Here is a 22,990-nt window from a genome sequence, read left to right on the forward strand (position 1 = left end):
AAATTAACTCATTATATGATTCTCTCGCGTTTGCTGATCCGCGATTTCCGTAATATCGCGGATGCTGACCTGCCACTGGCAACCGGTTTTAATTTTCTGGTTGGGCCGAACGGTAGCGGCAAAACAAGTATATTGGAAGCCATTTATACCTTAGGCCACGGCCGTGCTTTTCGCAGTATTCAGGCAGGAAGAGTCATTCGTCATGATTGCGAAGAGTTCATTCTTCATGGGCGGCTTGATCAGCAACCCCATGAACGAACTTTATCGGTGGGCTTAAGCAAAAACCGTCAAGGTGACAGCAAAGTCAGGATAGATGGCAGTGATGGACATAAAATTGCTGAATTGGCGAAAATACTGCCGATGCAACTTATCACGCCAGAAGGCTTTACGTTGCTAAATGGTGGCCCGAAATATCGTCGAGCCTTTATCGATTGGGGGTGCTTTCACAATGAACCACGCTTTTTTGCTGCCTGGGCCAACCTGAAAAGGCTGCTTAAGCAGCGGAATGCCGCATTGCGACAAGTCACCCGCTACAGCCAAATCCAGCATTGGGATCGAGAGCTTGCCCCATTGGCAAGTGAAATTAGTCAATGGCGGGCTGAATATATTGCGGAAATTTCCGAAGATATAGAAAAAACCTGCAAACAATTTTTACCTGAATTCACACTTAGTATCAGCTTCCAGCAAGGTTGGGACAAAGAAAGTGAATATGCGGAACTGCTCGCGCGGCAGTTTGAGCGCGACAGATCGCTAACCTACACCGCTTCCGGCCCGCATAAAGCCGATCTGCGGATCAGGGCGGACGGTACACCAGTAGAAGATATGCTGTCCCGTGGTCAGTTGAAGTTACTGATGTGCGCATTGAGGTTAGCACAGGGTGAATATTTCACCCGACAGAGCGGGCAAAAATGCCTGTATCTGCTTGATGATTTTGCCTCAGAACTGGATGCCGGCCGTCGTCAGCTATTAGCCGAGCGTCTAAAATCTACGCAAGCTCAGGTGTTTGTCAGTGCAATCACACCTGGACAAGTTACAGACATGATTGATGTAAATAGCAGGATGTTTCGCGTAGAACATGGCAAAATAGAGGTTCAACCACAGGATTAAGATGAGCGAGAAACGTTGATGTCGAATACATATAACTCCTCAAGTATCAAGGTATTAAAAGGGCTGGATGCCGTCCGTAAACGTCCAGGCATGTATATCGGTGATACCGATGATGGTACTGGCCTGCACCACATGGTCTTCGAGGTTGTTGATAACGCTATCGACGAAGCCCTCGCAGGTCATTGTGACAAGATAACTGTCACTATCCACGCAGATAATTCAGTTTCTGTGCAGGATGATGGCCGCGGTATTCCGACCGACATACACGAAGAAGAAGGTGTTTCAGCAGCAGAAGTCATCATGACTGTGCTGCATGCGGGGGGTAAATTCGATGATAACTCCTATAAAGTTTCCGGTGGTCTGCATGGCGTAGGGGTTTCTGTTGTTAACGCCTTATCGGAAAAACTGGAACTGACTATCCGCCGTGACGGTAAGGTTCACGAACAAACCTATTGTCTGGGCGTGCCACAGTCACCATTGAAAGTCGTCGGTGATACTGAGCAGACAGGAACGACTGTCCGTTTCTGGCCAAGTATGGATACGTTTAAGATTAACACTGAGTTCGAATTCGAGATTCTGGCCAAGCGCCTGCGTGAATTATCATTCCTCAACTCTGGTGTTGCCATTCGTTTAGTCGACAAACGTACAAATACCGAAGATCTCTTTCACTATGAAGGGGGAATAAAAGCGTTTGTTGAATTCCTGAGCCGTAATAAAAACCCAATTCACCCAAATGTCTTCTATTTCTGTACCGAAAAAGATGGCATTGGTGTTGAAATTTCCATGCAATGGAATGACGGTTTCCAGGAAAACATTTACTGCTTCACCAACAACATTCCTCAGCGCGACGGGGGAACTCATTTAGTTGGTTTCCGTACTGCGATGACCCGTACCCTCAATAGCTACATGGACAAAGAGGGCTACAACAAAAAATCCAAAGTCAGCGCGACAGGTGATGATGCTCGTGAAGGCCTGATTGCGGTGATTTCCGTTAAAGTGCCTGATCCTAAATTCTCTTCACAGACCAAAGACAAGCTGGTTTCTTCCGAAGTGAAAACCGTGGTTGAAACTCTGATGAATGAGAAGCTGGTGGAATACCTGCTGGAAAACCCGAACGATGCCAAAACTGTCGTCGGCAAAATCATTGATGCAGCCCGCGCCCGTGAAGCAGCACGTAAGGCCCGTGAGATGACCCGTCGTAAAGGTGCACTGGATCTGGCCGGATTGCCGGGAAAACTCGCTGACTGCCAGGAACGCGATCCAGCCTTGTCCGAACTCTACCTGGTGGAGGGTGACTCTGCGGGCGGTTCGGCAAAACAAGGACGCAACCGTAAGAATCAAGCTATCCTGCCATTGAAAGGTAAGATCCTGAACGTTGAGAAAGCACGCTTTGACAAAATGCTCTCTTCACAGGAAGTCGCCACTTTGATCACGGCCCTGGGCTGCGGCATTGGCCGTGATGAATACAACCCAGACAAGCTGCGTTATCACAGCATTATCATCATGACCGATGCTGACGTTGACGGATCACATATCCGTACTCTGTTGCTGACATTCTTCTATCGCCAGATGCCGGAAATCATTGAGCGCGGTTATGTCTACATCGCCCAGCCACCACTGTATAAAGTGAAAAAAGGTAAGCAAGAGCAATACATCAAAGATGATGATGCAATGGAAGCTTACCTGATGTCTATCGCATTGGATGGCGCAGCGTTGTATACCAACCCACATGCACCTGCCCTGAAAGGGGAAGCGTTGGAAAAATTGGTAGCTGAATTCAATGCCGCTCAGAAAATCATCCGTCGCATGGAGCGTCTGTATCCGCAGGCCCTGCTAAACAACCTGGTTTATCATCCAAAACTGACCGAAGATGCTTTGAACGATCAGGCAAAAGTGGAAGAGTGGGTAAGCTCACTGGCTATTCGTCTGAATGACAAAGAGCAAAATGGCAGCACTTACAGCTATCAAATCCATGAGAACCGTGAACGCCAAATTTTCGAACCCATTCTGTGCATTCGTACACATGGTGTTGATACTAACTACAATCTGGATTTCGATTTTATCCACGGTGGCGAATATCGCCGCATTACCAAACTGGGTGAATTGATTGGGAATTTGATTGAGGAAGATGCATACATCGAACGTGGTGAACGTCGTCAGGCAGTCAGCAGCTTTGAACAGGCTCTGGAATGGCTGACTAAAGAGTCACGTCGTGGTCTTGCCGTCCAACGCTATAAAGGTCTGGGAGAGATGAACCCTGAGCAGTTGTGGGAAACGACCATGAACCCAGAAACCCGTCGCATGATGCGTGTAACCGTGAAAGATGCCATTGCAACTGACCAACTGTTCACGACTCTGATGGGAGATGCGGTTGAACCTCGCCGGGCATTTATTGAAGAGAATGCCTTGAAAGCAGCGAATATTGATATCTGATATTCCCGCAACTATTTACAGAACTATACCAACCTAACTTCAAGGTGTGTTTTATATCTCCCCGCTACGCGGGGAGATATACCAATCTAACTTTAAGATGCGTGTAATTTCTCCCCGCGAAGCGGGGAGAAATCAGGTTTCATATCGTGTTGTAAATTACAACTTGAAAAATAATCGGTTTATCTTCATCCAAAAATAAAATATTATAACAACCTATAAATATAAACCTGATGGATAATATAAAATAAATATTACCCCATGATACAGGTAAATTAAAAATTAACCATTCATGAACAGCCCTTATTTCTTAATATATAACCATCCCTATTATTAGGTTATTATTTTTATATCCCTTTACATTCTGTTAATCCAATAAAAATAGCAAATCTATTTTTTCACACAAAAAATATAACCTCTATACTCGATAAACTTCAAGTTGCAATCCGCAAGACGAGGCGAGACCTTATATTTCCCCTCTGCGCTGGAAAATATAAAACACATCTTGAAGTTGGATTGGTATATAATTTATAAATTTATTGTTTCAGCCTATTCAATATAACAAAACCTGAACAATAACCTCTTTAAAAAATTATTGACAATAGATGACGGATAAAGTTAATTAATATCCCGACCCATTCATCTCGTCCGATTTATCAGAAGCTGTATCATTATCCGTAGAAGATATTTACCTATATAGTAATGTCATTTAGGAGAAGATCATGCAAAAATTTACAGACCAAACATCTACCAAACCACATATTATTGATGCCATGATGGTGAGTCAAAATGAGCTAAGTCGTATATCCGACAATGCCAATGCTCTCCGTGCTAAGGCAATGGAGCTGACCGATTCGTGGGAAGGTGTTATGTTCGCATTAACTCATGATGAAATTGAAAATATCGCTCTGGCTGTTGGTTTCATTCCAGAAGTAGCCAGTAAAATTCATCATGAAATTAAGTCACTCGACTATGCAAAAATTCAATCCCAAACAGGCACTGAATCACTTGCTACCAAACATAACATGGATATTAGTCTTCTCGCGCTTCGCGGTGTGACAGACTTTGATCATGCTTTGTCCCATATTAATGACAGTAATCTGGAAACAATTCTGGATGAAAACCAAGAGATGTTCCAGAAAATCCGTAATGCACTTCCCGCCTATGAAGCTCGAATGAATTTTAGGCCCGAAACGGCTTCTGCGGTGCTTAAATCTCTGGGGGCAGATATATCACCTGAATTGCTTTATGAAATCTGTCCCAAATATCATACAACATCAGTTATAGACCTTGAAAACCGCAAAGGAGTCAGTACCGAGTTTATTCGTTGTGTCACGTTAACATTAGGTACAACCGTTTGCTAAAAGCCAAAAAATAATTAATGCCGCCAATATCTCTATCGAATGGCGGCATTATTCTCAACCAATATAATACTTCAATAAAAACTTAACTCTTTTCTACAGCAAAATACGCAACATACGGCGCAAAGGCTCTGCGGCTCCCCATAGCAACTGATCGCCCACCGTAAAGGCAGATAAATATTCCGGTCCCATATTCAACTTACGTAGACGTCCTACTGGTGTATTCAACGTGCCAGTCACCGCCGCCGGTGTTAACTCTCGCATCGTTAATTCGCGATCATTTGGAATGACGCGTACCCAATCATTATGGGAAGCCAGCAATGTCTCAATTTCATGGATTGGGATATCTTTTTTCAATTTCAGGGTAAATGCCTGGCTATGACAGCGTAATGCCCCAATACGGACACACAAGCCATCAATCGGGATCACGTTATTACCCGTGTTCAAGATCTTGTTAGTTTCTGCCTGGCCTTTCCATTCTTCGCGGCTCTGTCCATTTTCCAGTTGCTTATCAATCCACGGAATTAAGCTTCCCGCTAAAGGAACGCCAAACTGGTCAGTTGGCAATGCACCGCTGCGGGTAAAATCCGTTACACGTTTTTCAATATCCAAAATCGCACAAGCAGGATTTTGTAGCTCCTCAGCCACCTGATTATGCAGCATACCCATTTGCACCAGCAGTTCACGCATATGGCGAGCGCCACCGCCAGAAGCCGCCTGATAGCTTGATACCGATGCCCACTCGATCAAATCATTGGCAAACAGTCCGCCCAATGACATCAGCATCAAGCTAACCGTACAATTACCACCAACAAAGGTTTTGATGCCTTTATTTAAGCTATTTTGAATATGTTGATGGTTGACAGGATCAAGAATAATGACAGCGTCATCATCCATACGCAGTGCAGAAGCAGCATCGATCCAATATCCCTGCCAGCCAGTTGCTCTCAGTTTAGGGTAGATTTCATTGGTATAATCCCCCCCCTGACAACTAATAATAATATCCAGCGCACCTAGCGCATCAATATCAAAAGCATCCTGTAAAATGCCTGATGTTCCTGTGCGATTTATTGTAAACTGCGGGGCTGGAAGCCCGTGTTGGGAGGTTGTGAAGAAAACCGGATTTATTTCGTCAAAATCCCGCTCTTCTATCATCCGCTGCATTAATACCGAACCGACCATACCGCGCCAACCGATAAAACCTACACTCTTACTCATATTTACCCTGCCTTAAAAGATGGTCATCAGATACCACTGATAGCACTAAAACTGACAAAATATGGCAAAAGGTGCAAGTATATTTATGAGCTATAGTGCTAGCATGGACGATCTTTCCCATCAGTTGTGAAATGACATACAATCAGATGTTATCCCAAATAATATCCATAATGAATCTTATTAATTAGATTGGTATATTAAAGTTATTTAACTCCGTGGCACAATGCCCCCCGAAGAGGCGCAACGTTGGCAGAAAATTAAACGTGACTTTATGCAGAATAAAACATTAGGTAGCGATAATGCCGATGTGGGTAATCGCGTTGTTATCCAACTTGCTAATTTAGTTGAGAGTGTTCAAGCTCTAGGTAATCATTCGAGGTATTAAAAGAAAAAGTTAAGGAATAAGATATATGGAAATTATGATCACGATTATAATATTTTTCTTCTTTTTTATCAGTGGGATAATCGGGGGGATCCGTCTCTATAACAGATTAGTTTTACTACGTAATAACGTTGATAATGCTTTCGCCAATATCGACGTTATATTGAAGCAACAGGCAGAGCAGATACCCGCTTTAATCGCTATCGTTTCCAAAGCGATGTCCCATGAGCGAGGGATCTTTACAACGCTCAGTGCTGCCCACCAGAATTACCTAAATTCTGGTTCTCTGCCTGAAAAAATTCATGCCTCCAATCAGATGGAACAGGCATTGAAAACCGTCATAGCCATCTCAGAAAATTATCCTATGCTGATTTCCGGTGAGAATTTTATTGAACTCCAGAAAACAGTCAGCAACGTAGAAGATAAACTTGCACGCCGACGTGAAAGTTTTAACGATGCTGTGACAACTTACAACATTGGTATTCAAGTTTTTCCGGCACTCATTGTCGCAAGAGCGCTGAAATACCAACCTCTTCCTCTGTTAGAAATTTCGGCAGAAGAGAAGAAATATAACGGCATTCGGTTTGAATAATTTGTTTGTATCAAGACAGGTAACTAAATTAACTAATGACTTCTATAACCTACAGTACGAATTATTTAGATAATTCCATCACTTTCGGACTGTGTGCCGGATTTTTCATCATAATCGGTTTTTTGATATGGCGACAAAAAACCCCAAAAAAACAATTCTTCAAACTTCAGCAAATGCTTCCTACTTCTAAAATCGGCTCAATGGCGATGGGTTTAGTGGAAGTGCAAGGTACAGCAATTGCTGAAAAACAAAAATTGCGCACCGCGCCACTGAGTAAAAGAAGATGCATTGCTTACCACTATACCGTACATCAAGAAACTAAAAATTCAGAAGGAAAGAAATACTACAAAACAATCACTGATCAAACCCAATGTGCACCTTTCAAAATTCAGGATGAGACAGGTTCAGCGTCTGTGATTACTGACGATCTATCACTGGTTTCCCTGCCCCCTACCTGCAAATATGAAAAGGGAAATATGCGCTATGTTGAACGGGCAATCTTCAACCATGATACCATTATGTTAATTGGCGCAGCCGCTGAAAAAGCTAACCAGATCGTGATCCAGAAAGACATCGAAAACGATATTTTGGCCGCAGCCCCGATCAAGTCCGTTAAACATTGGAATAAACACTATCCACTGAAGAAATCTGCCTTAACATTTATCATGATAGCCGTATTTCTGAGTGCAATTGTGCTAACCATTCCATACGAATATAACGGGCAATCACTAACACTGATGTTTAATAAATCACCATTATTCAGTTGGCTGTTTTAATAGGGAAAGTCCATGAACCCCCTTATGATCGCAACTTTTATCATTATTATTTTGTCGGTTTTGTTGTTCTATTATTTGAATGATATTTACAATAAGGTTGTTACGCTGAAAAATTACACCGAAAAAGCCTTTGCCAATATTGATGTATTGCTAAAACAGCGGGCAGATGAAATTCCTGGATTATTAAGGATTACCGAACAGGCTATGTCGCACCAAAAAGCATTGCTGTTGGAACTCGCAGAGCTAAGAGAGCATTACTTTGCCAGCCCATATATTAATCAAAAGATAGAGATTAACAATAAAATCACCCACGTTTTACAAAATATAAATTTATTAATAGAAAACTACCCTCACTTACAGGCACTAAAAAACCTGCATAAATTGCAAAATCGGATAGCTTCACTGGAAAACAAAATCGCTGATCGCCGTGAATTTTTTAATGAAAGTGTCGCTCTCTATAATACTGGCATCCAAACCTTCCCTAATTTGATATTTGCTAAAATATTAGGTTATCAGCCACGAACTATGCTTGATATCAGTATCACTGATGAATAAGGAAATCTCATGCTAACTATCCCTTTTGATCTATTTGGTTTTGCCAACATGGTGGAAAAAGAACCTGGATATGTCATTGCCATATCAACCTTTGGCTTGTTTATTCCTTTCTTCATATTCGCTATATTGCAGAAAATCCCTCCATTAAAGACCTTCTCTAATATTATCTTGGGAACTCTTGCATTATCACTTTTTCCAAATTTAATTGTATCGATATCTCTACTCGTTTTAAATATCAAAGGAATACACTCGTTCTTTATTTGCGTGATTGTTATTCTGAATTGTTTTTTATTTGTCCTTTTTAATTATAATCAGTTAGCAGATTATATTAATTCATTTTCACCTGATCATAATCAGAAAATAGTTGGTAAGAAACGCGGTAAAAAGCAAGGTAGATAACCCATCAGTAAGGGCGAGCATGTTCCCTGTTATGATAGGCAAAAAGTATCTTGGTAAGCCATTTCCAATTCTCAACAGGGAGACAATGATGGCAGTATGGTTTAAGCAACGCCTTTATATGCTAATAGGGTTAGCATCAATTCTTGTCATCATCCAGTTGCTTAATGCCCTAACCGATGGATCATTAACTTATCTCGGTATTATTCCCCGTGATGTTCGGGGATTGATAGGTATTCCCCTATCTCCTTTCCTGCATGGCAGTTGGGGACATTTATTCAGCAACCTTCCTGTATTATTGGCATTAAGTGCATTATTGATGATCCATTCCATCCGTTATTATGTTATTGCCAGTCTGTTTATTATCTTTACAGAAGGAATTCTGGTCTGGTTATTTGGCCGCACCGCTATTCATATCGGTGCCAGCGGCTGGGTTTTTGGCCTGTGGGGATTATTGCTGGCTAATGCTTATTTCCTGAAGCGAATAAAAGATCTCTTCTTTGCACTTCTGGTGCTTATCTACTACAAAGGAATTGCCTTCGGTTTGTTACCATGGCAAGAATACATTTCAACCGAAGGACATATTTTTGGCGCTATCTCAGGGATAGTTTTCTCTTGGATGACCAAAAAGTGGCTCATCACAAATCGTTAGTTAAAATTTACTTCCATCGTAATGCCGTATCATTAATAGATTGCCCAAGTATCTCTTTATCCTTTTTATAATCATGTGAAACATACCAATTTTGGCTACGTCCCTGACGAGGAAGACCAGATTCACCACGTCTCACATAACCTGAACGCAAGGCACCAAAAATATGCTCATTAACCACAACTTCATCGGGTTGCGCATGTGGTGTAACAATCTTGGCATGGCGGCGATCCATCTCATTTAACAAACGACAAATATATTCGGCTGAGAGATCAATTTTTAATGTCCAGGCATTATTGATATAGCCAACCAGATAAGCAAAATTAGGAATATCCTGTACCAATGTTCCCTTATATAACAATTGGCTATGACTTTGTGGCTTCTGTCCATCAATAAAAAGTTCTATTCCCCCCATAAGATGTAATTTCAGCCCCGTCGCTGTCACTATGATATCTGCGGGTAATTCCTTACCAGATTGCAACAAAATACCATTTGCAGTAATACGTTCAATCTGATCGGTAACGATAGACGCTTTGCCTTCTTTCAGTACCTTAAACAGATTACTGTCGGGAACAAAACACAATCGTTCATCCCATGGCATGTACTTTGGCGTCAAGTGTTTCATGTCAAAATCAGAACCAACCTTTCTGTGAGCCAATCCCAATAAAAACGATCTGAGCAAGTTGGGAAAATATCGACTTATCTTATACAACGAACTGAAAAATAAGATATTGCGATTTTTACTTAACGTATAAATCCAACGTTGGGGAATAATGCCCTTTAGCAATTCTGCAATCTTATCCCTTCCAGGTATTGATAAAATGTAGCTAGGAGAACGCTGTAGCATGGTGATATGTTCAGTATCGTTAGCCATTGCCGGCAGTAAAGTGACCGCGGTTGCGCCACTTCCAATCACAACGACTCGCTTTCCTTTATAGTCCAATTCTTCGGGCCAATATTGAGGATGAATGATTGGGCCGTTGAAATCTTCAAGACCAGGAAATTTGGGTAAATGAGGTTCATCATAGTTGTAGTAACCTGTCGCCATGATAAGAAAATGGCAGGTAAATTGCCGTATTTCTTCAGTGGCTTCATCAATTGCAGTAATAGTCCATTGGCAAGTTTCATTTGACCAGTCAGTTTGAGTGATTTTCAACCCGAACTGTATTTTCTTATCAACATCATATTCTGTTGCTACTGAATGGAGATAGCGCCTAATTGAAGGTCCATCAGCAAAAATACTGGTATCTGTCCAAGGACGGAATTTATAGCCGTAGCTCATCATATCCGAATCTGTACGAATACCTGGATAGCGAAATAAATCCCAAGTTCCCCCTATATTATGGCGACGTTCTAAGATCCCCACTTTTTTATTGGGACATTCCCTTGCCAAATGACACGCCATACCAATACCAGAAACTCCAGCGCCTATGATTAAAACATCATAATGATTACTCATGTTGTTTCTCCTGCAAAAAGATTCTCTTAACCAGATAAGCGGTTTGTTCAAGATGTCATGTTATTTTCTATTTGCAGGAGCAACCATTTGCATTTATGTGGGGGGAGTATCAGGATGTTAATGATTAGTTATTCAAAAAATGAATAGCTGTTACTTTATAGCTGCCAATAAATCCTGAATTTTTAAAAACATGGGAGTTGTTCTATCTGGTGCAGAAATTCCCAATTCAACAAATCCAAGGAGTGTATAAAATGCAATGGCATCAGGATCAGCATCAAAAAATATTCCCTTAATTGGCATCACATTATGAACTTTAATGGCATGCTCTAAAAATTCCCTCATTAAAATATGACCATATCCTTTCTTTTGATGCTTAACTGATACTCCCAGCATCACCAAACGAACAACAGAAAGGTCACTTGGCATCGAACCGCTTAATACACTACTGAGCCGAGACTTTGCCAGTGAATAGCCAGTAAAACTACAAACTCCAAGTAATTCACCCGTTTTGGTGTCAATTAGGACCTTGGCAACACAATTTCCATTAGCGACGTTGTTCTTAAGACTACTGCGAACGTAACGATTAATAACATGATTGCCACAATCAAAGGCTTTTTGACCCGGATATGTCATATCGCTCTGATAGTTTACACAAATGTATTCAACCGCGATTTCATTTAGTGGCTTTTCCATCTTTTTTCTTTCTCATCAAAGCACATAAAGCAAGTGTTGGAGATGAGGGTTCAGAAATCAATACATTCAAGGTACGCCAGTTTTCTTCATCTAACTCACGGCGTTTTTGATTTTCCAAAACTTCTTCAGCTCGTTCGAAAGCTGTGTTCAAGATAAAAGCACTTAAATCAACCCCAGCAACCTGCGCAGCCTGACGTAAGATTTCTTTTAGCTCGGTGCTGGTTTTTAACTCTATGCGCGCATTTTTAGCCGCTTTGAGCGTTTTTTCCACTGATATCGTTGCCATTCCAAGTCACTCCTGTTGTTTGATAATTACCATTTCTTACTCGTTTGTAGTGATAGCTTTCGTGCATATATTGTACTGATGGAAGATAGCATTTAGTGGAGATAGATGCAATTATGTACGGCTGTAAGCCGTACATATAAGATGAAAGTTTAACAATTGAGTGGCATTTGCTGGTTTCAACGCCGTCTAATTGTCGGTTTAGAACTGTTTGAAACCCTCTAAAAATTTGTATTTAATATAAAAAATCAACTAGATATATCTTTCTCTTCAATGATTCGTTGCATACTTTCAATCCAAGAAACCTTAAAGGCGGGGTCGTTTGCAAACAGTTTGAACACCATTACTCCACCGTCACCGATTTCGCCAAGTTACGTGGCTGATCCACATCGGTGCCTTTGATCAAAGCAACATGGTAAGACAGCAATTGCAGTGGCACGGTATAGAAGATCGGTGCGATCAACTCTTCTACATGTGGCAGCGAGATGATCTTCATGTTTTCGCTGTTGGTGAAACCGGCATCCTGATCAGCGAAAACATACAACAAACCGCCACGGGCACGAACTTCTTCAATGTTAGATTTCAGTTTTTCCAGTAGTTCGTTGTTCGGTGCAACGATAATAACCGGCATATCCGCATCAATCAGTGCCAACGGGCCATGTTTCAATTCACCGGCTGCGTAGGCTTCTGCATGAATGTAGGAGATCTCTTTCAGTTTCAGCGCACCTTCAACCGCGATCGGGTATTGATCGCCACGGCCAAGGAATAGAGCATGATGTTTTTCAGAGAAATCTTCTGCCAATGCTTCAATCAACTTGTCTTTAGACAACATGCTTTCAATACGGCTTGGCAGAGCATGTAAGGCATGAACAATATCTTGTTCCAGTGCTGTATCCGCACCTTTCAGACGTCCCATATAAGCCACCAGCATCAGCAATACAGTTAGCTGGGTGGTAAAGGCTTTGGTGGATGCCACGCCAATTTCTGCCCCTGCTTTGGTCATCAGGGCAAATTCAGATTCACGTACCAAAGAGGAACCGGCAACGTTACAGATGGTCAACGAAGTCAGATAACCGAGTTCTTTGGACAAACGCAAGGCAGCCAAGGTATCAGCCGTTTCACCAGATTGGGACAGGGTGATCAGCAGGCTTCCTTTACGACACGCTGGCTTGCGGTAACGGAATTCAGAAGCAATTTCAACATCACATGGGATACCTGCCAGTGATTCGAACCAGTAACGTGAAACCATGCCTGCATTGTAGGAAGTACCGCAGGCAACGATTTGGATATGCTCAACTTGGGACAGTAATTCCGTAGCATTAGCGCCTAGTTCTGACAGATTTACTCGACCATTGCTCAAACGGCTTTCCAATGTGCTTTTGATCGCCATTGGTTGCTCGTAAATCTCTTTCTGCATGTAATGGCGGTATACACCTTTATCGCCGGCATCGTACTGAACGTTAGATTCAATTTGTTCGCGTTCAACCGCTTCGCCCTGTACATCAAAGATACGAACGGTACGGCGAGTGATTTCTGCAATATCACCTTCTTCCAGATAAATAAAGCGGCGAGTCACTGGCAGTAATGCCAATTGGTCAGATGCCAGGAAGTTTTCACCCACACCTAAGCCAATGACCAATGGGCTGCCAGAGCGCGCAGCAACCAGCATATCAGGATAACGGCTGTCCATAATTACGGTGCCATAAGCGCCACGTAATTGTGGGATCACACGTTGCACCACTTCCAGCAGTGAACCGCCTTGTTGCTGCTCCCAGTGAACAAGATGGGCAATGGTTTCTGTATCTGTATCAGAAGCGAAGGTGTAACCACGCACTTTTAATTCTTCGCGTAGTTCTTCGTGGTTTTCAATAATGCCATTATGCACAACAGCAATATGTTCAGAAACATGAGGATGAGCATTGCGCTCGCTGGGTTCACCGTGAGTCGCCCAACGAGTATGGGCAATCCCTGTTCCACCAATGACAGGCTGTTTATCTGCTTCATCAGCCAGCATCTGTACTTTACCCACTTCGCGCAGGCGGGTCATGCGGTTTTCACTGTCAACGACAGCCATACCCGCAGAGTCATAACCACGATACTCCAGGCGACGAAGACCTTCGATCAGTATTTCTGCAATATCCCGTTGTGCTACTGCACCAACAATTCCACACATTTTGTTTTATTCCCAAAAACAGGGCGATGAAGCCCTTTTATGTCGCCAACCTGATTGCGTTTCGGCTTTGCCGTCCCCGAGCTTTGTAGAGATGGGGATTTTTATTATGGATATATCTTAATTATTTTTTCTTCACTGGACGCTGCCAGTTTTTAATATGAGTTTGCTTTACGCGACTGATAACTAACTCATTCTCAGCAACGTTTTTTGTTACTGTGGTTCCGGCACCAATCGTCGCACCTTTCGCGACCGTAACTGGCGCAACAAGCTGAGTGTCAGAACCAACAAAAACATCATCACCAATGATGGTTTTAAATTTATTGGCGCCATCATAATTACAAGTAATGGTGCCCGCACCAATATTTACATTATTGCCAATTTCAGAATCACCAAGATAAGTCAGGTGGCCTGCCTTGGAACCTTTGCCAAGTGAGGATTTTTTCATTTCAACGAAATTGCCAACATGAGCTTTTTCCGCCAATTTGGAGCCAGGGCGTAAACGGGCAAAAGGCCCAATAGTGCACTCAGCCGCAATTTCAGAATCTTCGATGATAGTATAAGGATCAATCACTGCCCCATCACCAATAACACAATTTTTTAGGATACAACCAGAACCGATCTGAACATTATTTCCCAGTGTTACATGGCCTTTAATAATCACATTGGTATCAATGACCACATCACGGCCATGTTCTAATGTTCCACGCAAATCAAAACGGGCAGGATCTAACAACATAACGCCCGCCAGCAGTAATTTTTCCGCTTGCTCAGACTGGTAAATCCGTTCCAAGGCAGAAAGTTGCAAGCGATTGTTTACCCCTTCCATTTCACTTAAACGGCTTGGGTGTACCGCTTTGATTTGACGGCCTTCTTTGTGTGCAAGCGCAATAACATCGGTCAGGTAATATTCGCCCTGTGCGTTATTGTTTTCCAGCCTGGATAACCAACGTTTCAAATCACCGCCATTCGCCACCAAAATACCCGTGTTAATCTCGTTGATTTTACGCTGTTCTTCCGTTGCATCTTTCTGTTCGATAATACCCGTCACTTCACCATTTTCACGAATGATACGACCATAGCCCGTTGGATTATCCAAAATGGCAGTCAATAAACCGATTCCACCTTCTGGCTTAGCTTCAATCAGACGCGCCAAGGTATCTTTACCAATCAAGGGCACATCACCGTAAAGAATCAGAATATCTTCATCATCCGAAAAATGCGGAGCCGCTTGCTGCATAGCATGACCTGTCCCAAGCTGTTCAGCTTGCAGTACCCAGTTCAAATCCTGGCTGGAAAGCGCTTGTTTCATCAAATCACCACCATGCCCATAAACCAGGTGAACATTTTGGGCGCCCAACTCCATTGCGGTATCGATAACATGCTGAACCATCGGTTTACCGGCCAGCAAGTGCAGAACTTTAGGAAGTGCGGAATACATGCGAGTTCCCTTGCCTGCGGCAAGGATCACGACACTTTTTGTACCGATATTATTTGCGTTGTCATTATTTGCAATTACAGACATAAGAAACCTGACAATCCCAATTTTTAAGTATGAAAGTAAACCTGTTTGCGAAATAAATTGCCACATATTTCGCAATGCAAAAAAGCCAGTTAGTTTTCACCAACTGGCTTTTTATCTAACTGCCTATACCCTTTGGGTATTTATTACATCATTTTTTTTGTCAATTCGATAACACGAAGTTTCGCGATCGCTTTCGACAATTCAGCAGATGCCTGAGCATAATCAACATCGCCGTGAGAATTACGGATGTGTTCTTCCGCCTTGCGCTTGGCTTCAAGCACTTTAGCTTCGTCCAAATCCTTACCACGGATCGCTGTATCGGCCAGTACGATAACGCCATTTGGCTGAACTTCAAGAATACCACCTGACAGGTAGATAAATTCTTCTTCACCAAACTGTTTAACAATACGTATCATGCCCGGTTTTATGGCAGTCAGTAGTGGTGTGTGTTGAGGATAGATCCCCAACTCACCTTCACTACCTGTCACCTGAATTTTCTGTACCAGTCCTTCAAACATCTGTTTTTCAGCACTGACTACGTTCAGGGAGAACGTCATTGCAGCCATATCAACCTCCCGTCAGCCGTATTAAAGCTTTTTCGCTTTTTCCACAGCTTCTTCGATGGTACCAACCATGTAGAACGCCTGCTCTGGCAGGTGGTCATAATCACCTTCCAGGATACCTTTGAAGCCACGGATAGTGTCTTTCAAAGGAACAAATTTACCTGGTGAACCGGTGAAAACTTCTGCAACGAAGAATGGCTGAGACAGGAAGCGCTGGATCTTACGAGCACGCGCCACAACCAGTTTGTCGTCTTCAGACAGTTCGTCCATACCCAGAATGGCGATGATGTCTTTCAGTTCCTGATAACGTTGCAGGATAGACTGAACACCACGTGCCACGTCATAGTGCTCTTGACCAACAACCAGTGGGTCAAGCTGACGGCTGGTTGAGTCCAGTGGATCAACCGCAGGGTAAATACCCAGAGAGGCGATCTGACGGCTCAATACGACGGTTGCATCCAAGTGAGCAAAGGTTGTCGCAGGTGATGGGTCAGTCAAGTCATCCGCAGGAACGTAAACAGCCTGTACGGAGGTGATAGAGCCTGTTTTCGTTGAGGTGATACGCTCTTGCAGAGCACCCATCTCTTCTGCCAACGTTGGCTGATAACCTACCGCTGATGGCATACGACCTAACAGTGCAGATACTTCTGTCCCTGCCAGGGTATAACGGTAAATGTTATCAACGAACAGCAGAACGTCACGGCCTTCATCACGGAATTTTTCCGCCATCGTCAAACCGGTCAATGCAACACGCAGACGGTTTCCTGGTGGCTCATTCATCTGACCGTATACCAGAGATACTTTATCCAGTACGTTTGAATCGGTCATTTCATGATAGAAGTCGTTACCTTCACGGGTACGCTCACCAACACCGGCAAATACAGAGTAACCTGAGTGCTCGATCGCGATGTTACGGATCAGCTCCATCATGTTAACGGTTTTACCTACACCAGCACCACCGAACAGACCAACTTTACCCCCCTTCGCGAATGGGCAGATCAGGTCCATAACTTTGATACCGGTTTCCAGCAGTTCCTGAGAGTTAGATAACTCTTCATAGGATGGTGCTGTACGGTGAATTGACCAACGCTCTTCTTCGCCAATCTCACCTTTCATGTCAATTGGATCGCCCAATACGTTCATGATACGGCCCAGTGTTGCTTTACCCACTGGTACTTCGATTGGGTGTCCTAAATCAGTCACGTCCAAATTACGGCGCAGGCCATCGGAGGTCCCCATTGCGATACAACGGACGATACCACCACCTAACTGCTGCTGAACTTCCAGCACCAGTTTCTCTTCACCGTTTTTAACCTCAAGGGCATCGTATACTTTTGGTACGCTGTCCTGAGGGAATTCGACGTCCACCACGGCGCCGATTACCTGGATAATCTTTCCAGTAGCCATCTTGAATCCTCTACGTAATTCGTAAACCTAGCTGTTAAACCGCAGAAGCACCCGAAACGATTTCGGTGAGTTCCTGAGTGATGCTGGCCTGACGAGCCTTGTTGTAAACCAACTGCAACTCTTTGATCAGGTTGCCACCGTTATCGGTTGCGGCTTTCATCGCTACCATTCGTGCGGCCTGTTCACTAGCCAGGTTTTCAACGACGCCCTGATAAACTTGCGATTCTATATAACGACGCAGCAGGGTATCCAACAACGCCTTAGGATCAGGTTCATACAGATAGTCCCAAGACTTCTTCTTCAGTGTTTCATCGTCTCCGGCTGGCAGAGGCAATAACTGAGTGATCGTCGGAACCTGAGACATTGTATTCATGAACTTGTTTGTCACTATATACAGTTTATCCAGACGCCCTTCGTCATATGCTTGCATCATGACGTGGACTGGCCCGATCAGTTCGGATAATGACGGGTTATCTCCCATCCCTGTTACTTGAGCAACAACGTTGCCACCAACAGAAGAAAAGAAGGAAACCGCTTTTGATCCAATAAGCGCCAAATCAACTTGAACGTTTTTATCAGACCAGTCTTTCATTTCTATCAGCAATTTTTTGAACACGTTAATGTTCAAACCGCCACATAAACCACGGTCAGTCGAAACAACCACGTACCCAACACGCTTCACTTCGCGCTCTTCAAGGTATGGATGTTTGTATTCCAGATTACCTAACGCAAGGTGTCCAATCACATTGCGAATGGTTTCTGCATAAGGACGGCTGGCCGCCATGCGATCCTGCGTTTTACGCATTTTGGACGCGGCGACCATCTCCATCGCTTTAGTGATTTTTTGCGTGTTCTGCACACTGGCGATTTTGGTACGTATCTCTTTTGCGCCGGCCATTTCTGCTTCTCCGAATTCAACCAGACGGCCCAAGTTTTTTCGCTAAATAGAATCAAACTGGGCCGAATAGTGTTACCAGGACTGAGTCGCCTTGAAGGATTCCAACAGAGCTTTCAGCTTCGCTTCGATCTCTCCATTGTAATCACCAGACTGGTCAATCTCTTTCAGAAGATCAGCATGTTCACGGTTAGCATATGCCAACAGCGCAGCTTCGAAACTGACCACTTTTGCGATTTCGATATCTTCCAGATAACCACGTTCAGCAGCAAACAGAGACAGAGCCTGCTGTGCAATGGACATCGGCTGATACTGTTTCTGTTTCAACAACTCAGTCACTTTCTGACCATGATCCAACTGCTTACGCGTTGCATCATCCAGATCAGAAGCAAACTGGGAGAATGCCGCCAGTTCACGGTACTGAGCCAGAGCGGTACGAATACCACCAGACAGTTTCTTGATGATCTTAGTCTGAGCAGCACCACCTACACGGGATACGGAAATCCCTGGGTTAACCGCTGGACGGATACCTGAGTTAAACAGAGAAGATTCAAGGAAGATCTGTCCATCCGTGATAGAGATAACGTTTGTTGGTACGAACGCAGAAACGTCACCCGCCTGAGTTTCAATGATTGGTAGAGCAGTCAGAGAACCGGTTTTACCCTTCACTTCACCATGAGTGAATTTCTCAACGTATTCAGCGTTAACACGCGCTGCACGCTCCAACAAACGGGAATGCAAATAGAAAACGTCACCAGGGTATGCTTCACGTCCAGGTGGACGACGCAACAACAGGGAAATCTGACGGTATGCTACAGCCTGTTTAGACAGATCATCGTAAACAATCAAGGCATCTTCACCGCGATCACGGAAGTATTCACCCATCGCGCAACCAGAGTAAGGTGCCAGATATTGCAAGGCCGCAGATTCAGAAGCGGATGCAACAACAACGATGGTGTTTTCCAGTGCGCCGTGTTCTTCCAGTTTACGAACGACGTTAGCAATGGTAGAGGCTTTCTGACCAATCGCAACGTAGACACATTTGATACCAGAATTACGCTGGTTGATAATCGCATCAATAGCCAGAGCAGTTTTACCTGTCTGACGGTCACCGATGACCAGCTCACGCTGGCCACGGCCGATTGGGATCATGGCATCAACAGATTTGTAACCTGTCTGGACAGGCTGGTCAACGGATTGACGATCGATAACCCCTGGTGCGATAACTTCTACCGGTGAGAAACCGTCGTTCTCAATAGCGCCCTTGCCGTCAATGGGTTCGCCCAGAGTGTTAACAACACGTCCCAGCAAACCACGACCAACAGGCACTTCCAAAATACGGCCAGTACATTTGACTTTCATGCCTTCGGCCAAGTCAGAATACGGACCCATCACAACCGCACCTACAGAGTCGCGCTCCAGGTTCAGTGCAATTGCGTAACGGTTGCCAGGCAGGGAAAGCATTTCACCCTGCATGACATCAGCTAAACCATGGATACGAATGATACCGTCGTTAACGGAAACAATCGTACCTTCATTGTGAGCTTCGCTCACGACATTGAACTGAGCAATACGCTGTTTGATCAGTTCGCTGATTTCGGTGGAATTCAGTTGCATATGCTCCAGTCCCCTTAAGACTGCAAGACGTCTGTTAAACGATCCAGACGGCCACGAATACTGCCATCTATTACCATATCACCCGCACGGAGAATCACACCGGCAATAACAGACTTGTCAATTTTGCAATTCAGCTTCACTTTGCGTGACAGACGTTTTTCCATCGCCGCAGAAATTTTAGCCTGCTGCTGCTCATTCAGTTCGGTCGCAGAAATCACTTCAACATTGATAGTCGATTCAAGTGACGCACGCAATTGGATAAATTGCCGGAAGACTTCTGGCAGTACCAGCAAGCGGCCATTTTCTGCCATTACACGAATAAAGTTCTGAGCATGCTCATCAACCTGCTCACCACAAAGGGTGATGAAGGTTTTGGCTAACGTTTCCGGTGCTAATGAACCGGAAAGCAGCTCACCAACCTGCTCATTGCGAGTAACCTCAGCAATGAACGCCAGCATGTTCTGCCAGTGTTCGAGCGATTGGTGTTCTACAGCAAAGTCAAAAGCTGCTTTGGCGTAGGGGCGAGCTACCGTAGCAAATTCAGACATGCCCCTCCCTCCTTACAGTTCAGCGACCAGTTTATCAACGATGTCGCTGTTAGCAGCTTCATCCACGGAACGTTCGATGATTTTCTCGGCACCTGCGATAGCCAACATCGCAACCTGTTTACGTAACTCTTCGCGCGCGCGCTTGCGTTCAGCTTCAATTTCAGCATGAGCTTGCGCCACAATTCTGTTACGTTCCAGCTCAGCTTCTGCTTTCGCATCATCAATAATTTGGGCTTTTTGTTTATTAGCCTGCTCAATGATAACTTGTGCATCAGCTTTCGCTTTTTTCAGTTGGTCGGTCGCATTGGCTTGCGCTAAGTCCAGGTTCTTTTTGGCACGCTCTGCTGAAGCCAAACCGTCAGCAATCTCTTTCTGACGTTTTTCAATGGCCGCCATGATTGGTGGCCATACATACTTCATGCAGAACAAAACAAACAGGACAAACGCTAAGGCCTGGCCGAGGATTGTTGCGTTAATATTCACGACACAATACCTCTATTTCAATTAATGAATTGGCGTAATTTTAAGTTCTGCTATCTTATTAACCGCCAACAGCGAACATCATAAACAAGCCCAGGCCCACAGCAATCATCGGGATGGCGTCAACCAGGCCCATGACGATAAAGAACTGCGTACGCAGCAGAGGAATTAGATCAGGTTGGCGAGCAGCGCCTTCCAGGAATTTACCCCCGAGGATGCCGATACCGATCGCAGCACCGATAGCCGCCAAACCCATCAGAATAGCGGCAGCTATGTACAGCAGATCCATGTTTATATCCATGACAGTCTCCAGTTTGTTTCAAGTTAAAACACAATTATTGATTGATAAAAAATTAATGCTCTTCAGATGCCATCGACAGATAAACAATCGTCAGAACCATGAAAATAAAGGCTTGTAACGTAATAATCAGTATGTGGAAAATCGCCCAAGGCAGGCTGAGTAACCACTGTGCTCCCCACGGTAGGAGGGCCGCAATAAGAATAAAGATCAATTCGCCAGCATACATATTACCAAACAGTCGCAGACCGAGTGATATAGGTTTAGACAGCAAGCTGACCCCTTCCAAGATTAAGTTAATTGGAATAAAGAGTGGATGATTGAAAGGCTGTAATGTCAGCTCTTTCGCAAAACCACGAATTCCTTTCATCTTAATGCTGTAGAACAGAATGAGGACAAAAACACCGAGGGCCATCGACAAAGTGACACTGACGTCTGCGGTTGGAACAATACGCAGCGCAGGCAAGCCGAAGAAGTGTTCACCGATTAGAGGAATAAAATCGATTGGCAGCAAATCCAATGCGTTCATGAGTAACACCCAGACGAACACAGTCAAAGCCAGAGGAGCTATCACTTTGCTCTTGCCGTGATACATATCACGCACGGTGTTATCAACGAAGCCGATTACCATTTCTATTGCAGTCTGAAATTTGCCCGGAACGCCGTCAGTGGCGCGAACCGCGACTCTTCTGAATACAAATAGAAACAACATCCCTAATACGATGGAGAAAAAAAGCGAGTCGATATTTAACGTCCAGAACGTCGGCTCATAACCACTAGCGTGGGGATTGACCAACTCAAAGGTACGCAAGTCCAACTGAAGGTGCTTCAGGTGATGACTTATGTACTCCGAAGTTGAAACTTCTCCTGATGCAGACATGATGCTTTTTACCCTTTTGTTGTTAAAAACGCTAACCGTTCATTACGGCAGGTGCGATGATCTGCACAATCAGCACCGCTAAATAGGCCACACCAAGTGGTGCAAATGCCGCCTTGAACACCCCTAAAGCGACTATCAGCACGGTTATCGTAATGATAACCTTCACCCCTTCGCTAATCGCGAAAAACCATGCAATACGTACTGGAACTCCTTCTTCTTTTACCTTTTGGAAGCGGCTAAGCAGTATAAAAATGGCATTTGGTAGCCAACATGCTAGCCCACCAGCAAAAGCAGAAGCGCCCCACTCTATACTTTTGGTACAAAAAGCTACACTGAGAATAACAAAAGTCATTAACTGCAAAAATAACAGTTTCAGTGCCATTCTACCGCTGTAAAGGGATACAGACATGACTTTTGTTTTCTCCCTGTGGTACACCATCACATATCAGGCTTTGCTGAATGTTGTATAAAACTGGCTTTGCTTAAGAGTGTCAAGTGACAAAAACGTGCAAATTATACGGGCCGCTAAAATGAATTCAATCCATAAGTAGCGAAAAAGTGAATAATTATTTAAATTTCTAACTTTGGTGCTAGATCGCTCACAAATACCATTTAATATTCTGCAATGACTAATGCTATGACCCCAAAATTAAACGTGATATACATCACATTAAACAAAAATCATTAATTATATTTATCATTAAAT

The 22,990-nt window shown here is 43.8% G+C and carries 23 protein-coding genes; 8 read left to right on the forward strand and 15 right to left on the reverse strand.

The genetic code is table 11. From position 1 onward, the window contains the following. Positions 1–15: 15 nt before the first annotated feature. The 3 genes from recF to IQ211_RS06765 all read left to right on the forward strand — a co-directional run bounded on the left by recF (position 16) and on the right by IQ211_RS06765 (position 4,901). Positions 16–1,107 (forward strand): DNA replication/repair protein RecF, encoded by a 1,092-nt coding sequence (gene recF / locus IQ211_RS06755; RefSeq protein ID WP_189758997.1) that lies wholly within the window; start codon positions 16–18, stop codon positions 1,105–1,107. An 18-nt stretch (positions 1,108–1,125) separates the two neighbouring features. Beyond that, on the forward strand, positions 1,126–3,540 hold the full coding sequence (gyrB, locus tag IQ211_RS06760; protein WP_189758996.1) for a DNA topoisomerase (ATP-hydrolyzing) subunit B: 2,415 nt from the start codon (positions 1,126–1,128) through the stop codon (positions 3,538–3,540). A 719-nt stretch (positions 3,541–4,259) separates the two neighbouring features. Then, entirely contained in the window at positions 4,260–4,901 is a 642-nt protein-coding gene (locus IQ211_RS06765; RefSeq protein ID WP_189758995.1) for a hypothetical protein, read from the forward strand. Positions 4,902–4,994: 93 nt separating this feature from the next. Here the strand turns inward: IQ211_RS06765 and asd are convergent, their stop codons facing one another. Beyond that, the gene (asd, locus tag IQ211_RS06770; protein WP_189758994.1) at positions 4,995–6,116 is read right to left on the reverse strand and encodes an aspartate-semialdehyde dehydrogenase; all 1,122 of its coding nucleotides are present in this window, start codon (positions 6,114–6,116) and stop codon (positions 4,995–4,997) included. Positions 6,117–6,526: 410 nt separating this feature from the next. Between asd and IQ211_RS06775 the strand changes: the two genes are divergently transcribed. The 5 genes from IQ211_RS06775 to IQ211_RS06795 all read left to right on the forward strand — a co-directional run bounded on the left by IQ211_RS06775 (position 6,527) and on the right by IQ211_RS06795 (position 9,469). Continuing rightward, entirely contained in the window at positions 6,527–7,090 is a 564-nt protein-coding gene (locus IQ211_RS06775; RefSeq protein ID WP_189758993.1) for a LemA family protein, read from the forward strand. A gap of 173 nt (positions 7,091–7,263) precedes the next feature. Then, entirely contained in the window at positions 7,264–7,866 is a 603-nt protein-coding gene (locus IQ211_RS06780; protein ID WP_189758992.1) for a hypothetical protein, read from the forward strand. Positions 7,867–7,878: 12 nt separating this feature from the next. Next, a complete protein-coding gene (locus IQ211_RS06785) occupies positions 7,879–8,421 on the forward strand; it encodes a LemA family protein (RefSeq protein ID WP_189758991.1) in 543 nt (180 codons plus the stop codon). 9 nt (positions 8,422–8,430) lie between these two features. Beyond that, positions 8,431–8,820 carry a hypothetical protein gene (locus tag IQ211_RS06790; protein WP_189758990.1) on the forward strand — a complete coding sequence of 130 codons (390 nt, stop codon included), beginning with the start codon at positions 8,431–8,433 and terminating at the stop codon, positions 8,818–8,820. Positions 8,821–8,908: 88 nt separating this feature from the next. Beyond that, entirely contained in the window at positions 8,909–9,469 is a 561-nt protein-coding gene (locus IQ211_RS06795; protein WP_399477901.1) for a rhomboid family intramembrane serine protease, read from the forward strand. Between the two features lie 7 nt (positions 9,470–9,476). Here the strand turns inward: IQ211_RS06795 and IQ211_RS06800 are convergent, their stop codons facing one another. The 14 genes from IQ211_RS06800 to atpI all read right to left on the reverse strand — a co-directional run bounded on the left by IQ211_RS06800 (position 9,477) and on the right by atpI (position 22,693). Then, a complete protein-coding gene (locus tag IQ211_RS06800) occupies positions 9,477–10,925 on the reverse strand; it encodes a flavin-containing monooxygenase (protein ID WP_189758987.1) in 1,449 nt (482 codons plus the stop codon). A gap of 150 nt (positions 10,926–11,075) precedes the next feature. Further along, positions 11,076–11,618 (reverse strand): GNAT family N-acetyltransferase, encoded by a 543-nt coding sequence (locus IQ211_RS06805; RefSeq protein ID WP_189758986.1) that lies wholly within the window; start codon positions 11,616–11,618, stop codon positions 11,076–11,078. Then, a complete protein-coding gene (locus tag IQ211_RS06810) occupies positions 11,599–11,904 on the reverse strand; it encodes a type II toxin-antitoxin system TacA family antitoxin (protein ID WP_189758985.1) in 306 nt (101 codons plus the stop codon). The genes IQ211_RS06805 and IQ211_RS06810 overlap by 20 nt, the downstream gene beginning before the upstream one ends. A gap of 340 nt (positions 11,905–12,244) precedes the next feature. Next, the gene (glmS, locus tag IQ211_RS06815; protein ID WP_189758984.1) at positions 12,245–14,074 is read right to left on the reverse strand and encodes a glutamine--fructose-6-phosphate transaminase (isomerizing); all 1,830 of its coding nucleotides are present in this window, start codon (positions 14,072–14,074) and stop codon (positions 12,245–12,247) included. 121 nt (positions 14,075–14,195) lie between these two features. After that, the gene (gene glmU, locus IQ211_RS06820; RefSeq protein ID WP_189758983.1) at positions 14,196–15,596 is read right to left on the reverse strand and encodes a bifunctional UDP-N-acetylglucosamine diphosphorylase/glucosamine-1-phosphate N-acetyltransferase GlmU; all 1,401 of its coding nucleotides are present in this window, start codon (positions 15,594–15,596) and stop codon (positions 14,196–14,198) included. A gap of 143 nt (positions 15,597–15,739) precedes the next feature. Beyond that, complete coding sequence (locus IQ211_RS06825; protein WP_045967700.1) at positions 15,740–16,162, reverse strand: F0F1 ATP synthase subunit epsilon; 423 nt, start codon at positions 16,160–16,162, stop codon at positions 15,740–15,742. 21 nt (positions 16,163–16,183) lie between these two features. Continuing rightward, a complete protein-coding gene (gene atpD / locus IQ211_RS06830) occupies positions 16,184–17,566 on the reverse strand; it encodes a F0F1 ATP synthase subunit beta (RefSeq protein WP_189758982.1) in 1,383 nt (460 codons plus the stop codon). Between the two features lie 34 nt (positions 17,567–17,600). Continuing rightward, complete coding sequence (gene atpG, locus IQ211_RS06835) at positions 17,601–18,464, reverse strand: F0F1 ATP synthase subunit gamma (RefSeq protein WP_189759009.1); 864 nt, start codon at positions 18,462–18,464, stop codon at positions 17,601–17,603. A 72-nt stretch (positions 18,465–18,536) separates the two neighbouring features. After that, on the reverse strand, positions 18,537–20,078 hold the full coding sequence (atpA, locus tag IQ211_RS06840) for a F0F1 ATP synthase subunit alpha (RefSeq protein ID WP_189758981.1): 1,542 nt from the start codon (positions 20,076–20,078) through the stop codon (positions 18,537–18,539). Between the two features lie 14 nt (positions 20,079–20,092). Next, on the reverse strand, positions 20,093–20,626 hold the full coding sequence (atpH, locus tag IQ211_RS06845) for a F0F1 ATP synthase subunit delta (protein ID WP_189758980.1): 534 nt from the start codon (positions 20,624–20,626) through the stop codon (positions 20,093–20,095). 12 nt (positions 20,627–20,638) lie between these two features. Continuing rightward, positions 20,639–21,109 carry a F0F1 ATP synthase subunit B gene (gene atpF, locus IQ211_RS06850; RefSeq protein WP_047770880.1) on the reverse strand — a complete coding sequence of 157 codons (471 nt, stop codon included), beginning with the start codon at positions 21,107–21,109 and terminating at the stop codon, positions 20,639–20,641. A 58-nt stretch (positions 21,110–21,167) separates the two neighbouring features. After that, a complete protein-coding gene (gene atpE / locus IQ211_RS06855; RefSeq protein WP_045967711.1) occupies positions 21,168–21,407 on the reverse strand; it encodes a F0F1 ATP synthase subunit C in 240 nt (79 codons plus the stop codon). A 52-nt stretch (positions 21,408–21,459) separates the two neighbouring features. Then, the gene (gene atpB / locus IQ211_RS06860) at positions 21,460–22,284 is read right to left on the reverse strand and encodes a F0F1 ATP synthase subunit A (protein WP_189758979.1); all 825 of its coding nucleotides are present in this window, start codon (positions 22,282–22,284) and stop codon (positions 21,460–21,462) included. Between the two features lie 31 nt (positions 22,285–22,315). Then, on the reverse strand, positions 22,316–22,693 hold the full coding sequence (gene atpI, locus IQ211_RS06865) for a F0F1 ATP synthase subunit I (protein ID WP_189758978.1): 378 nt from the start codon (positions 22,691–22,693) through the stop codon (positions 22,316–22,318). Positions 22,694–22,990: the final 297 nt, after the last annotated feature.

The organism is Xenorhabdus griffiniae (genome assembly GCF_015163655.1).
Classification (GTDB): domain Bacteria; phylum Pseudomonadota; class Gammaproteobacteria; order Enterobacterales; family Enterobacteriaceae; genus Xenorhabdus; species Xenorhabdus griffiniae.

Bases quoted from the DNA above. Each gene is read 5' to 3' on its own strand.
- recF (WP_189758997.1), top strand. From the start codon at position 16: ATGATTCTCTCGCGTTTGCTGATCCGCGATTTCCGTAATATCGCGGAT.
- gyrB (WP_189758996.1), top strand. From the start codon at position 1,126: ATGTCGAATACATATAACTCCTCAAGTATCAAGGTATTAAAAGGGCTG.
- IQ211_RS06765 (WP_189758995.1), top strand. From the start codon at position 4,260: ATGCAAAAATTTACAGACCAAACATCTACCAAACCACATATTATTGAT.
- asd (WP_189758994.1), bottom strand. From the start codon at position 6,116: ATGAGTAAGAGTGTAGGTTTTATCGGTTGGCGCGGTATGGTCGGTTCG.
- IQ211_RS06775 (WP_189758993.1), top strand. From the start codon at position 6,527: ATGGAAATTATGATCACGATTATAATATTTTTCTTCTTTTTTATCAGT.
- IQ211_RS06780 (WP_189758992.1), top strand. From the start codon at position 7,264: ATGCTTCCTACTTCTAAAATCGGCTCAATGGCGATGGGTTTAGTGGAA.
- IQ211_RS06785 (WP_189758991.1), top strand. From the start codon at position 7,879: ATGAACCCCCTTATGATCGCAACTTTTATCATTATTATTTTGTCGGTT.
- IQ211_RS06790 (WP_189758990.1), top strand. From the start codon at position 8,431: ATGCTAACTATCCCTTTTGATCTATTTGGTTTTGCCAACATGGTGGAA.
- IQ211_RS06795 (WP_399477901.1), top strand. From the start codon at position 8,909: ATGGCAGTATGGTTTAAGCAACGCCTTTATATGCTAATAGGGTTAGCA.
- IQ211_RS06800 (WP_189758987.1), bottom strand. From the start codon at position 10,925: ATGAGTAATCATTATGATGTTTTAATCATAGGCGCTGGAGTTTCTGGT.
- IQ211_RS06805 (WP_189758986.1), bottom strand. From the start codon at position 11,618: ATGGAAAAGCCACTAAATGAAATCGCGGTTGAATACATTTGTGTAAAC.
- IQ211_RS06810 (WP_189758985.1), bottom strand. From the start codon at position 11,904: ATGGCAACGATATCAGTGGAAAAAACGCTCAAAGCGGCTAAAAATGCG.
- glmS (WP_189758984.1), bottom strand. From the start codon at position 14,074: ATGTGTGGAATTGTTGGTGCAGTAGCACAACGGGATATTGCAGAAATA.
- glmU (WP_189758983.1), bottom strand. From the start codon at position 15,596: ATGTCTGTAATTGCAAATAATGACAACGCAAATAATATCGGTACAAAA.
- IQ211_RS06825 (WP_045967700.1), bottom strand. From the start codon at position 16,162: ATGGCTGCAATGACGTTCTCCCTGAACGTAGTCAGTGCTGAAAAACAG.
- atpD (WP_189758982.1), bottom strand. From the start codon at position 17,566: ATGGCTACTGGAAAGATTATCCAGGTAATCGGCGCCGTGGTGGACGTC.
- atpG (WP_189759009.1), bottom strand. From the start codon at position 18,464: ATGGCCGGCGCAAAAGAGATACGTACCAAAATCGCCAGTGTGCAGAAC.
- atpA (WP_189758981.1), bottom strand. From the start codon at position 20,078: ATGCAACTGAATTCCACCGAAATCAGCGAACTGATCAAACAGCGTATT.
- atpH (WP_189758980.1), bottom strand. From the start codon at position 20,626: ATGTCTGAATTTGCTACGGTAGCTCGCCCCTACGCCAAAGCAGCTTTT.
- atpE (WP_045967711.1), bottom strand. From the start codon at position 21,407: ATGGATATAAACATGGATCTGCTGTACATAGCTGCCGCTATTCTGATG.
- atpB (WP_189758979.1), bottom strand. From the start codon at position 22,284: ATGTCTGCATCAGGAGAAGTTTCAACTTCGGAGTACATAAGTCATCAC.
- atpI (WP_189758978.1), bottom strand. From the start codon at position 22,693: ATGTCTGTATCCCTTTACAGCGGTAGAATGGCACTGAAACTGTTATTT.